Origin of the sequence: Acinetobacter sp. C13 (genome assembly GCF_016809775.1) — a bacterium.
GTDB classification, from domain to species: domain Bacteria; phylum Pseudomonadota; class Gammaproteobacteria; order Pseudomonadales; family Moraxellaceae; genus Acinetobacter; species Acinetobacter pittii.
The window spans coordinates 168243-181696 of sequence record NZ_JAFBJL010000003.1; the positions used below are offsets into that span (position 1 = coordinate 168243).

The 13454-nt window shown below is 40.1% G+C and carries 10 protein-coding genes; 6 read left to right on the forward strand and 4 right to left on the reverse strand.

The genetic code is table 11. The features are described from left to right. Positions 1-80 precede the first annotated feature (80 nt). Complete coding sequence (locus tag JGE69_RS10590; protein WP_002121872.1) at positions 81-494, forward strand: Lrp/AsnC family transcriptional regulator; 414 nt, start codon at positions 81-83, stop codon at positions 492-494. A gap of 94 nt (positions 495-588) precedes the next feature. Here the strand turns inward: JGE69_RS10590 and sfnG are convergent, their stop codons facing one another. After that, entirely contained in the window at positions 589-1701 is a 1113-nt protein-coding gene (gene sfnG, locus JGE69_RS10595) for a dimethylsulfone monooxygenase SfnG (protein ID WP_002122024.1), read from the reverse strand. Between the two features lie 44 nt (positions 1702-1745). Then, positions 1746-2483, reverse strand: coding sequence for an FMN reductase (gene msuE / locus JGE69_RS10600; protein ID WP_005066848.1), 738 nt, complete (start codon positions 2481-2483; stop codon positions 1746-1748). Between the two features lie 376 nt (positions 2484-2859). Between msuE and JGE69_RS10605 the strand changes: the two genes are divergently transcribed. After that, entirely contained in the window at positions 2860-3510 is a 651-nt protein-coding gene (locus tag JGE69_RS10605) for a response regulator (protein WP_002122041.1), read from the forward strand. A 43-nt stretch (positions 3511-3553) separates the two neighbouring features. Here the strand turns inward: JGE69_RS10605 and JGE69_RS10610 are convergent, their stop codons facing one another. Then, positions 3554-4321: a hypothetical protein gene (locus JGE69_RS10610; RefSeq protein WP_199113375.1), complete on the reverse strand. Its 768-nt coding sequence runs from the start codon at positions 4319-4321 to the stop codon at positions 3554-3556. A 389-nt stretch (positions 4322-4710) separates the two neighbouring features. Then, positions 4711-8208 (reverse strand): PAS domain-containing hybrid sensor histidine kinase/response regulator, encoded by a 3498-nt coding sequence (locus JGE69_RS10615; protein WP_133481221.1) that lies wholly within the window; start codon positions 8206-8208, stop codon positions 4711-4713. A 181-nt stretch (positions 8209-8389) separates the two neighbouring features. Here JGE69_RS10615 and JGE69_RS10620 point away from each other — a divergent pair, with 181 nt between their 5' ends. The 4 genes from JGE69_RS10620 to JGE69_RS10635 all read left to right on the forward strand — a co-directional run bounded on the left by JGE69_RS10620 (position 8390) and on the right by JGE69_RS10635 (position 13437). Next, the gene (locus JGE69_RS10620; RefSeq protein WP_000372818.1) at positions 8390-8722 is read left to right on the forward strand and encodes a DUF485 domain-containing protein; all 333 of its coding nucleotides are present in this window, start codon (positions 8390-8392) and stop codon (positions 8720-8722) included. A 1-nt stretch (position 8723) separates the two neighbouring features. Then, positions 8724-10439 (forward strand): cation acetate symporter, encoded by a 1716-nt coding sequence (locus JGE69_RS10625; protein WP_005078627.1) that lies wholly within the window; start codon positions 8724-8726, stop codon positions 10437-10439. A gap of 171 nt (positions 10440-10610) precedes the next feature. Then, on the forward strand, positions 10611-11303 hold the full coding sequence (locus JGE69_RS10630; RefSeq protein WP_032004975.1) for an ion channel: 693 nt from the start codon (positions 10611-10613) through the stop codon (positions 11301-11303). Positions 11304-11469: 166 nt separating this feature from the next. Further along, on the forward strand, positions 11470-13437 hold the full coding sequence (locus JGE69_RS10635; RefSeq protein WP_075383225.1) for a BCCT family transporter: 1968 nt from the start codon (positions 11470-11472) through the stop codon (positions 13435-13437). Positions 13438-13454 lie beyond the last annotated feature (17 nt).

Consider the following 13454-nt stretch of genomic DNA (forward strand, 5'->3'; position numbering starts at 1 on the left):
AAAACAAGATTATTCTCTGCTTGAAAAATCGGCTATAGTCAGATGAAAGCATTACCGCCAGTTTTCTTTCACCATGAAAAATGAATATTGAATTAGACCCGATTGATCTAAAAATTATTGCATTACTCAAACAAGATTCTCGTCTGACAAATAAAGACATTGGGCAGCGCGTCCATCGAACAGGACAGGCGGTGGGTGCTCGAATTGCTCAGTTAATGGATGCAGGTGTTATCAAAAACTACACCATTGCCGTGCAATATTCGCATAAGCAATTTATTCACTTGCATTTAAATGAACAACGCGCATTTGAAGAAATTGAAAATTTGGTTAAGCAATATGAACAAATCGATGAATGCTTTAAAGTCATGGGCAATGCTTGCTATATGATCGTAAGCCATTTTGAACCAGCAGCATTAAATGAATTTATCGAGAAACTTTCACAATGGTGCCGTTACTCAGTTGAAACTGTGATTCGAGAAGTCGAGAAATCTTAAAAAATAAAGGCTCCAAGCCGAGTCTTGGAGCCAATAAATTCTTTATTTTTAATTTATTGTTTTTATTATCTTGCGCTGTTTTAACTGGGGTTTTTTAGGCTGATTTAGCTTGGATTTCTACCTCCTTTTCCTGTTGAAGTTCTAACTGACGAACGAGCGGCAGAACTTTTTCTCCGAAATATTCCACCTCTTCAATAAAGTGTAAAAATCCGGAAAGAATCAAATCAACACCTACATTTTTGAGTGCCACAATACGCTCTGCAATTTGCTGCGGCGTACCAATTAAATTGGTTTTAAAGCCATCATTGTATTGCACTAAATCTTCAAAACTTGATTTTGCCCAGTTACCTTGTTGCTCTGGTGAAGCAGCACCTGCTTCACGTGTAGCATCTCCAAATGCATTTACCGCTTCAATATTGGCTTGATCAATAATTTCTTGAAGTACTGCTTTTGCTTCTTCTTCGGTATCTCGGGCAATAATGAAAGCATTTACCCCAATTTTGACATGATGGTTATTGGCTTTTGCTTTAGTACGAATATCTTCGACTTGTTTTTGAATTTCTTCCACAGTATTACCGTTGGTGAAATACCAATCAGATACACGTGAAGCCATGTCACGTGCGGCACGTGAACTGCCACCTTGAAAGACTTCGATATAAGGCTTTTGCAAAGGTTTTGGTTTAAGTGTGTAGTTTTGGAACTGGTAGTATTTACCATTGAAACTATAGTTGTCGGTGGTCCAGATTCCTTTTAGAGTGCGAATAAATTCTTCAGAGCGAACATAACGTTCATCATGCTCAGGCCACTCTTCACCAATGGCATCAAACTCGCCTCTGAACCAACCACTCACTACGTTAATCGCAATACGGCCTTGAGTTAAATAATCAATCGTTGCAAGTTGTTTAGCCGCAAGTGCTGGTTTCCAAGGGCCGGGCAGAATCGCCGCAATGACTTTTAATTTTTCAGTTTTTGCTAGTAATGCATGACTGAAACTTACCGATTCATGTTGGTTTTCTGCCCCGTACCCCGCCGTAAAACGAATTTGGGTGAGCGCATATTCAAAACCATTGTTTTCGGCAGCCTGTGCAAGTCGAACATTGTAGTCATAACTCCAGTCTGTACGCTGTTCGATGTTACTCACTACAAGGCCACCGCTTACGTTTGGTACCCAATAAGCAAATTTAATTGGTTGTTGTAATTGCGTCATGGTTCGCTCTCCCCATTCGTTCTTTTTATTTAGCTATATTGCGCTTAGGCAACATGCGTTAATGATTTGCCAGACTTGTGATGCAAACGAGATTCTGCCGCATCAAGGTCTGGTACAGCTGCTGAAGGTAATACTTCTTCTTGCTCAATTTGCTTGTTAATACCAAGCTCTTGATTTGCTTGCTGTGATTTAGATTTAACCACTTCAGCGCGTTTACCTTTCGCTGGCGCCCATTCTAAAATTGGTAATGCGCGTGCTACTGCTAACGTAATACGATCTGATAATTGCTCGCTTTTGACCGTATATTCCGGAGTAAAGTCACGATCGGTCGCATATACGCCAATTGGTAAAGTTTGTGCTTGGAAGAAACTGAACAATGGACGAAGTTGATGTTCAAGTACGAGTGCATGACGATCACTACCGCCCGATGCTGCTAAAAGTACAGGCACATCGACTAAAGCAGTCTGTTCAACAAAATCGAAGAAATGTTTGAAAAGACCTGTAAAAGAAGCACGGTAAACGGGTGTACCTACAATTAAAGCATCTGCTGCTTCAACTGCGGCAAGGTCATCTTGTACGCGCTGTGGAAGTTGATTGCGATAAAATGCGCCGCCTAATAGAGGCCCGATTTCGCTTAATTTAATGAAGTGAACTTTAATATCGATTGCTTCTGATAATTCATCAAGAATGGCTTGAACCAGACTTTCCGTTTTAGATGGGGTATTTAATCCACCAGAAACAGCAACGATATTTAAAGGTTTTGGTGATGTGATACCAGTCATAATTTGGTTCCTAAGCCTAAAACAAGAGATTGGACTTATTAATCAACAACGACGGTAAACTGTAAAATAACGAAATTGGTCAACCTTATCAGTTTTAAATATAAAAGATAAATAGTGGATTTTTATACTTTGTTTTTCTATTAAGTTGCTGTTTTTATTTTATATAATTATAGGTGATATATTTTTTATAATAAAAAGGAAGCTTATATAAAAAACAGATTAATTTTGATTAAAAGTTAAAAAACATCTGAAAATCTTGGCTAAGTTCTGCATTTATCAACATTTTGCATAAAAATGGATAAGATGAACGTATCTTTCATCTAAATAGTAGGGTTACAATAGGCCATACTTATGCTCAAGATTACTTTAATCGCTTATGAATATTTTAATCGTTGATGATCATCCTTTGTTTCGTCATGCTTTAATTCAAGCAGTACGTTATAGCCTGCCACAGGCACAAATTCATGAAACAGCCTCGGTTGATGAGTTTTATGAGCGTTTGGAAAATGGGGCAGAACCTGATCTAGTATTACTCGATTTAAATTTACCGGGTGCTTCAGGCTTTTCGGCTCTGGTTTATGTAAGAGCACAGTATCCATCTATTCCGATTATTGTTGTTTCTGCACATGAAGAAACTTCAATCATTCAGCGTGCAATCGCTCATGGTGCGATGGGTTATATTCCTAAGTCGGCTCATCCAAGTCATATTGGCGAAGCGATTCGTCAAGTCTTAGAAGGTGATATCTGGTTACCACCTAATTTGCCATCTAATCTTAACCTTGACCCAAGAGCAGCAGATGAGACTGCTTTAGCTGAACGTATTCAATCTCTAACACCTCAGCAATTCCGTGTGTTGATGATGGTTGCTGAAGGTTTGCTAAATAAGCAGATTGCATACGAGCTAGATGTTTCAGAAGCAACGATTAAAGCTCACGTAACGGCTATCTTTAGAAAATTAGGTGTGCAAAACCGTACACAAGCCGTATTGGCCATTAGCGCACTCAATATTGAAGATAAAAAAATCTAAAAAGAAAAAAGACCTCGATTGAGGTCTTTTTTATGTGTGCTACTTAAGCAAGGCAATCTTGCTTTGGTGTTAGGCTGTCGCAGTACAAAGGATTGAGTGCACATTGCAAATCATCAATTTGATCTTGAGTCACATAGCCTTTCATTTTTAAATATTCAGCTACGCGGTCATCGCGTAGGCTTAAGAAGGCTGCATCATAAACGCCTAAATCAACAAACAAAGCAGCTGTTTCTAGACTGTTGAAGCGATCAAGGAAAATGTCATTGCCATACATTAAGAAGATATGGTCGAGTTTTGCTTTTTCATCAACATGGAGTCGTTCAGCAAGTTGATCGGGGTGCGTTTTAATAAAGAGTAAATCCGATAATTCATCAAATTGAGTCATATCTAACTGATTCTCGCCGAGTTTGACATGACCAAGCCAAGCTTTGAAAACGAGTACAGCACCGCCACGGAGTAGCATGCTCCAGATTTGATGACGTGTGTCATGATCAAGATTTTCACTTTCAGCGCTAAGAACTTTTAAGAAATTTTCTTCTTGTTTTGCCAATTTATCAAATAAACCTAAACCTTGCGGATGATAAGCCGCAGGTGCAAATACATCAAAATTTAGATCATGAAATACATTAAGTGCCAGCGGGACTGCACACTGATAAATCGTATTTAATGCTTTGATGTGGGCCTCATTCAGTTTGCTGTGGGGGAAAATACTTTGCCAATCTAATTCAGGAAGTAAAGCATTGGCACTGTATTGACGATAAAACTGTTGAGACGAAAGTTGGCCTTGCGGGCTGTTATCAGAAATATTCATGGCAATTGTCCTTTGCATTAATTCGTGAGCAGGGGTGCTTAATATGGAAATGGGTTATAAAAATGACTGTACATTTAGGAAATAGGTTTTGAATATTTATGTGTCAGGAAGAATGCAAGTAGAATACGACTAAAGTCTTATATAGTTATTTTTTACTAATTATAATTTTAAAAAACAGTAATTTATGAAATTGTAACTAAGTGTACAAGTGTTCACTTACAAAAAAGGTGAGCTTTGCCATAGAAAAAGGGCTAATGGAAAGTTTGGCCAATGATTTAATCAACAAAAGTAGAATTTTTGAGCAGTTCTGCCTATTGGCTTAAATTAGGCCAATAATTTTTGCCAAAAATCTCTCCCAAACTTATTAAAAGGTTTGGGACAGAAAATATTTAATCTACCTCACTGGCAATTTTAAGTCCCGATAACCATGCTCTTAGAGAAGCAGGCTTAAGTGGTTTTTTGAGTAAAACAATATTCAGTTCTTTCAATTGTTGAGGTAACTCAGGATGAGAGTCAGCAGTAATTAAAGCAACAGGAACATCATATTGACGATTTTGCAAAATAAAATCGACACCGAGTTGGTTGTTATTTAAATGCTGATCGATAAGCCAGACTTGAATATTTTCTTTTTGAATAATTTCAAGTGCTTGTTCTGGTTCAGTGGCTTTAAAAACTTCGTAGCCCCATCGACCTAATAAGCTACTCATGCCCTCAAGAATTGTTTCATCATTGTCTAAACATAAAATTCGGTAAGCCTTAGTTTTTAAAGGCACTGCTTGTACGGTTGGGGTTATCACTTTTGGAGCTTCTACCACCGGCACCTCAATCATAAAGCAGGAGCCTTTATCAAGTTGCGAATAGACATGGACTGGATAATTCAGCAAACCCGTCATACGCTGCACAATAGCAAGACCCAAACCTAAACCTTGCTCACCCCACGGTGATAAATGCCCACAGCGTTCGAATTCTTGAAATAGTTTAATACGTTGCTCTTCGGCAATTCCGGGACCTGTATCCCAAACACCAATTCGAATGTGTCCAGGTTTTTGAGCTGAGCGTAATACGCCAACAATCACTCGGCCTTTGGCTGTATAACGCAGTGCATTACTCACAAAGTTTTGGATAATACGTCGTATCCACTGTGGATCTGTGTCAATCCAGAATGATACATCATGAACTTTTAATGAAATATTTCGCTGTGCAGCAATCGATTTAAACTGTAGTTCGAGGTCGCTTAATAAATCATGCAAAGGATAAGGCTGTCTTTTTGGTTGTATGGTGCCGCCTTCCAAACGCGCAATATCGAGTAGAGCAGAGAGCATGCTTTCTGCACCATACAAAGCACGGTCAAGTTGCTGTAGAGTTTGACGGTCTTCTTCGGTCGCAATGCTTTGTTCAAGAACAGTACTAAACAGACGGGCAGCGTGCATTGGTTGTAATAAGTCATGACTTGCCGCAGCAATAAATCGGCTTTTTGACATATTGGCCATATCGGCTTGTTCACGTGCAAGCTGTTGCTCGGTTAAGGCATCGGCAAGTTGTTGGGTTCGGTCTTTTACGCGGGCTTCAAGTATTGCCTCATTCGCACGGAAAGCCGTAATGTCGGCGAAGGTAGTTACAAATCCACCACCTGAAATAGGATTCCCGCGCATTTGAATAACGCGTCCGTCTTTACGGATTCGTTCAAATTCATGCGCACTTCCGACTTTCATCCAGTGCAAACGTTTACGAACATGCTCTTCGACTGAACCGGGGCCGCATTCGCCGCGTTCAGCGTTATAACGAATCAGATCGGCAATTGGACAACCCACATAAACTAAATCTTTAGGGTAGCCAAATAGTTTTAAATATTGGTTATTCCAAGCCACCAAACACATGTTTTTATCAACCACACTTACCCCTTGGGTCATGTGGTCAATCATGGTCATCAGCAAGTTTTGATTGAAACGTTGCCATTGTGAGGCTTGGTCTAAAATATTGGCGACTTGGCCTAATGCCAAACCATTATTAATCATTGCTGTAGTGAGCAAAGTACGGGCAGAGGCTGCGCCGATAATGCCAGCTAAATATTGTTCGGTGAATCGCCACCACATTCCGTTGGCGATACTATTGGGGTTGAGCGTGAGATGATTTTGCTCACAAAAGTTCTCGAATGCTTGGGTTGTGGGTTGCTCACCTGTAATTCTTTTAGCAAGAGCGAACAAATCACCTACTTTTAAACGTGCAGCATCGTGCGGTAAATAAGTTAAATCGGTAGAGGTGTGTGGTGATGGCAGAGGCTTAGTTTCATAGTAGAAAAAGCTTTCTGCCTGAATTTGTTCTGCCACACTTGGGCGATAAAGTTTAGAAATCCAGATATATAAAACAATATTTAAACCAAGCGACCAAATAACGCCGTGGGTTAAAGGTGCAAATGACTCAAAGCCAAAAAGTGATTCTGGACGTAATGCATTAATTCCAAAAGGGCCAAAAAGCAAAATACTCTGTGCTGTTTCTTGATAGGCTTCCGGCAAGCTACGTAAGATGGTTGGAAATAGTAATGTGTAGCTCCACATTAAAAATCCAACGATGAGACCTGCATAAACGCCTTGGCGACTTCCGCCTCGCCAATACAATCCCCCAATCAGTGCAGGAGCGAATTGAGCAACCGCACTAAACGCTAATAAACCAAATACTGAAAGCTGGTTAATATCATTAAAGAAATGGAAGAATAAAAAGCCAAGTAGCATCACTGCGACAATACTAATACGACGGCTAAATTTAAGAACTTTAGGTAAGTGTTTATCGTGTCGTGAAAGCAACTTGAAGCGCCACAGGGCAGGCATAATCAAGTCATTACTGAGCATGATAGACAGGGCAACAGATGAAACCAGTAACATGCCTGTTGATGCAGAGAACCCACCTAAAAAGGCCAGTAGGGCTAACCACTCTTGGTTATAACTCAGGGGTAATGAGAGTACTGCCACATCAGGCACTGTTAGGAATTTTGGCGCTGCATGTAAAGCCCAGCTTGCAATCGGAATAATAGCTAAAATTGTTAAAATGAGATAAGCCGCAAACCATTTACGTGCACCGCGAATGTGCTTTTCATCGCGTAATTCGACAACAGCCACATGGAACTGACGGGGTAAACAGATAATTGCCAGACCTGCTAATAATGTCTGAATCCAGAAGGTTTCAGGCACCCCAAATAATTGAACTTCTTGAAAGGTTTGGTTTACGTCGGCTGAGACTTGTACTAAGTTTGCGGGTGCTTCAAAAATAAAAAATAAAGCGACACAGATTAGGGCGAATAATTTTACAAAAGATTCAAATGCAACGGCTAACATGAGGCCGCCATGCTGTTCGGTATTCGCAATCTGCCTTGTGCCAAAAATCATGGCTAAGATCGCAAGGACACTGGTTAAAAGCAAAACGCTATTGGTGGTCGTATGAATATGAGCATTTTGCTCCAATATGACTGATGTACTTAAGGCAATTGCACGTAACTGTAGGGCGAGGTAGGGAATAATCGCAATAACTGCCAAGATCGTAACCAGCGATGCCAATACGCCGCTTTTGCCATAACGTGCAGCAACAAAGTCAGCAATTGAGGAAATCGCGTGGTGCTGACGTACTCGGCCTAAACGTCGCCAGATATCGTAACCAAACCAGACAAATAACAGCGGACCTAAATAAATAGGTAAGAAAATGACGCCTTCTCGGACGGCAGCTCCGGTTGCACCATAAAATGTCCAAGATGAACAGTAAACACCTAAGGTCAAACTAAACAAGAACATTCGGCCACGTGTACTCAGGCGACTAGCATGCTTCTCGCCAAAAAAAGCACAAATGAATAAGAGTGCTATATAAAGAGTGAGTACCCCAATAATCAGCCAGCTGTTCATATGACCTACATGATTAAAACCTTGCGCCTATCATACCGCAAGCAGAAACAAAGCTATAAATTGATTAAATTTTAACGACCAAAGTCTAAGTTACGAATTACACGTTATTTTGCTAATTTTAATAATGAGAAACTACTATTAAAAAAGTGACCAAGGTTGGGCACAGGCAAGGAGTTTGGTTATGGATCAAAGCCAAGTAGAACAGATTCTACGCAATCCAAAGTTTCAAAAGATGGTCAAGAAAAAAAGTGCATTAAGCTGGACGCTCACAATCATTATGTTAGTGCTTTATGTGGGCTTTATGCTACTTGTTGGCTACAACAAAGAATTTTTAATGAGTTCATTTAGTGGTGGTGTAACGACATGGGGTATTCCACTAGGCTTAGGAATTATTGTTTTATCTTTCCTACTGTGTGGCGTGTATTCCTATATCGCAAACAATACCCTTGACCAGTTGAGTGAAGAAGCGTTGAAGGAAGTTGAAGCCATCACGCATGAGAAAGGATTACACTAATATGAAATGGAATTCATTAAAAGCGAAAGCCTTATTGGCAGCAGCATCGCTATATTCAACTGTTGCTATGGCAAGCCCGGACTTAGGTGAAGCAGAGCAACAAGCCACTAACTGGCACGCTATCATCATGTTTGTCATCTTTGTTGGTTTCACTTTGTTTATTACTAAGTGGGCTGCAAAACAAACTCAATCAGCACAAGATTTCTATACCGCAGGGGGCGGAATCAGCGGTTTCCAAAACGGATTGGCAATTGCCGGTGACTATATGTCAGCAGCATCTTTCCTTGGTATTTCCGCGATGGTGTTTAGTTCGGGTTTTGATGGCTTACTTTATTCTCTTGGGTTTATGGTAGGTTGGCCAATCGTTTTATTCTTGGTTGCAGAGCGTTTACGTAACCTTGGTAAATACAACCTTTCAGATGTAGTGTCATTCCGTCTTGAAGAAAAACCAGTCCGTACCTTAGCTGCCTTAAGCTCGCTTGTGGTTGTGGCATTCTACTTGATCGCTCAAATGGTGGGCGCGGGCCAGCTCATCAAATTACTATTTGGTTTGAACTATAACATCGCTGTTGTCATCGTTGGTCTATTAATGATGGCATACGTAATTTTTGGTGGCATGTTGGCAACAACATGGGTACAGATCATTAAAGCAGTTATGTTGCTTAGTGGTGCGACTTTCATGGCATTCATGGTGATGAAAGCGGTTGGTTTTAGCTTCAGCAACATGTTCACTCAATCAATTGAAGTATTCAGTAAAGTCCACAGTGTAAGCTTTGAAGAAGCTGCAAAAATTATGGGTCCGGGTAAACTTGCCGCAAACCCGATTGATGCATTATCTCTTGGCTTGGCACTCATGTTTGGTACAGCGGGTCTTCCACATATTCTTATGCGTTTCTTCACTGTAAAAGACGCAAAAGAAGCGCGTAAATCGGTTGTGGTTGCGACAGGTTTCATTGGTTACTTCTATCTTCTAACTTTCATTATTGGTTTCGGTGCGATCCTTTTCGTATCAAACAACCCTCAATTCCTTGATGTTGCAAAAATGGCAGTATCAGGCAAGCTTGAACTTGTTGGTGGTAACAACATGGCAGCCGTGCATTTAAGTGACGCTTTAGGCGGTGACTTATTCATGGGCTTCATTTCAGCAGTAGCGTTCGCAACGATTCTTGCTGTTGTTGCTGGTTTAACACTTTCAGGTGCATCTGCAATCTCACATGACTTATACGCTAACGTATTCAAGAAAGGTCAAACGACTCCAGCTTCAGAACTTCGTATGTCAAAAATTGCGACACTTGGTTTAGCAATCTTTGCCATGATTTTGGGTATCTTGTTTGAAAAGCAAAACGTAGCATTCATGGTGGGCTTAGCGTTCTCTGTGGCATGTTGTGCAAACTTCCCAATTCTTGTTCTTTCAATGTTCTGGAAAGGTTTAACTACTCGTGGTGCAGTTATCGGTGGTGTGGTTGGTCTTGTAACAGCGGTAGTACTGATTGTTCTGTCTAAAGCGGTTTGGGTAGATACTTTAAAAATCTCTGATACACCAGTTAACCCATTCAATGGTCCTGCATTATTTGCTATGCCATTGTCATTCCTTTGCTGTTGGTTCTTCTCGGTGACTGACAACTCTGCACGTGCTAAAAAAGAGCGTGCTGCATTCGATGCCCAATACGTTCGTTCAATGACAGGTATCGGTGCTTCTGGTGCCTCAGATCACTAAAATCAAAATGGATTAAATATCTATCTCATTAAAAGCCCTGCGGGGCTTTTTTGTTGATCGTATACCTTAAGGTGAAAGAAGCTCTTTAATAAAGAACAACTTGTTTGTCCTATTTTTTGTACAGTATGATTTCTTATAATTCAAAACATAATGAAAAAGGAAAATAATTAAATGCGATCTATTATGGACTTCTGGGCGAGCTTTCGACTGCTACCTTCTGCATGGTTGCTGCTTGTGCAATTTATCCTACTCATTTTGGCCATGCTCACTTTTCATGATGTATTTTACCGGACCCTAACGTGGGCTTTAGGAGTGCTTGCCTTACTTATTATTGCCAAGGTCATTCGTCAAACCCCAATGTTTACTTTTCTGGGATTAACTTTTGTCAGTGGAGCGATTATATCCTCAGTCTTTATTTTATTAGGCTATAACAATTTAACGATCCAGATTTTTGCCCATAGCTGTGAAGCGCTAGCTTACTTTTCGGCTGCTTACGGTTTATTTCGTTATATGTTTGCTGATCGATATTTAACAAGAGATGAATTATTTGCAGCCGCCGCGGTTTTTACTTTGCTTGCTTGGGGCTTTGCATTCCTCTACAACATTTGTCAGCTATTGATTCCAGCTAGCTTCCAAAATCCAAACAATGTTCATCATTTGCAGACTTGGTTAGATCTACTGTTCCTGAGCTTTAGCTTACAGTCAGCAACAGGCTTATCTGATTTAATGCCGCTTAGTCCACCAGCACGCGTTTTAGCCATGCTACAAATGTTTTGTGGTGTGATGTATCTCGCTTTGATTGTCACACGTTTAATTGCTCTACAGTACATTGCCCATCCAACAAAAAAGGATTCTGACAAATAAAGGAGAAGGTGTTTTAATTTTTTACACCTTTGTAACTGCAATATTATTTAAGTTTATTTAAAGTATTATCGGCTTTCTCTATTGAAAGATTTAACTTTGTTCATTCTGTGAATGTCTTTATTGGCTTTATGCCTGTCATTTTTCATTAAAATAACATGGAGGAGTTATGCCTTCCAAACAACCAGGTTGGTTCGCAAACGTTAATCCTAACGTATTTTTTGGTACGGTCATTATCATTGCTTTGTTCTTGGCAGTTGTTGTGATCGCCCCGAGTTCTTTTGAACTTCTAACACAGCAATTAAAACAATGGATCACCGATTCATTTAGCTGGTTTTATGTTTTATCTGTAGCCTTCTTTCTCATTTTATTGATTTATATCGCCTGTTCATCAATAGGTCGAATTAAATTAGGACCTGACCATAGTCAGCCTGAATATAATAATGGGTCTTGGTTTGCCATGCTGTTTACAGCAGGGATGGGTATCGGTCTCATGTTCTTCGGAGTTGCCGAACCTGTCATGCATTATGTTAATCCACCGAGTGGAGATGCTCAGACAATTGAGGCAGCACAGCAAGCATTAAGGGTGACCTTCTTCCACTGGGGCTTGCATGCGTGGGCTATTTACGCAGTGGTCGGATTGGCATTGGCTTATTTTGCTTATCGACATAATTTACCGTTAAAGACCCGTTCAGCCCTTTATCCACTCATTGGTAAGAAGATTTATGGGCCTTGGGGCGACAGCATCGATATATTCGCGACCATTGGTACGGTATTTGGTGTAGCAACTTCTCTCGGGTTTGGCGTTACCCAGATTAACTCGGGTTTACATTATTTGTTCGGTGTCGAGCAAAGCACCCATATTCAAGTATTACTGATTATTTTTGTGAGCATTTTAGCTTCCTTGTCTGTGTTCTTAGGTCTAGATAAAGGGGTGAAACGCTTATCAGAGCTAAACTTAGTCTTAGCGTTAATATTATTAGCCTTTGTTTTTATTGCTGGTCCTAGTATTTATTTACTCCAGACTACTATTCAAAACACTGGGCAATATATCTCTAACCTTTTTACCATGACATTCAATTTATATGCTTATCAGCCGAATGGATGGATTGGTGGTTGGACAATTTTATATTGGGCTTGGTGGATTTCTTGGTCGCCATTTGTGGGTATGTTTATCGCAAGGGTTTCACGTGGTCGTACCATTCGAGAATTTATTGTAGGGGTTCTCCTCATCCCGACAGGCTTTACCATTATCTGGATGGGCTTTTTAGGAAACGCTGCATTATTTAGCATTATCCATGAACATCAAGCCACTCTCATTCAGGCTGTTCAGCAAGACTCATCAGTAGCTCTATTTGAGTTTTTAGGACACTTACCGTGGTCAGGTGTCATGAATATTTTGGCTACCGTTTTAGTCGTTTTATTCTTTGTGACCTCTGCTGACTCGGGAGCATTGGTAACAGACTACTTAACTGCAAAAACTGAAAATTCACCAACTTGGCAGCGTTTGTTCTGGACAGTACTGATGGCTGTACTCGCCATTATTTTATTGTTAGTCGGTGGTTTGGCTGCGCTTCAATCTTCAATCATTATGAGTGCATTGCCGTTTACTGTGGTTATGCTGTTCATGAGTTGGGGATTAATAAAAGCATTGCATCTTGATGTCACGAAAATGCAAGCAATTCAGGAAGCTCGAATTACCCCACGTGCCATTCATAATCCAAGAAGCTGGCAACAGCGGCTAGGTTTAATCATGCACTATCCTCATAGTGAAGAAGAGGTTAGAGAATATATCGAAAAACAAGTAGCTCGTGCGTTTGAAAATATCAAACATGAATTTAGACGCCGTCATTTAGAAGTTTCAATTACTCAACTTGAGGATGGGATGCAGCTTCGAGTCGATCATCACAATGAAATTAATTTTATTTATAAAGTTGTTTCACGTGAAACAGTGCCACCAAGTTTTTTAATTGGACGTACTGAAGCCGAAGATGGGCAATATTTCCAAGCCGAAGTATTTTTAAGAGAGGGTGGGCAGAACTATGATGTGATGGATTGGACCCAAGAAGATTTAATTCAAGACATTATTGATCAGTATGAACGTCATTTATATTTCTTAAATATTGTACGAAGTTAATATTTAGCTGTAAAAAA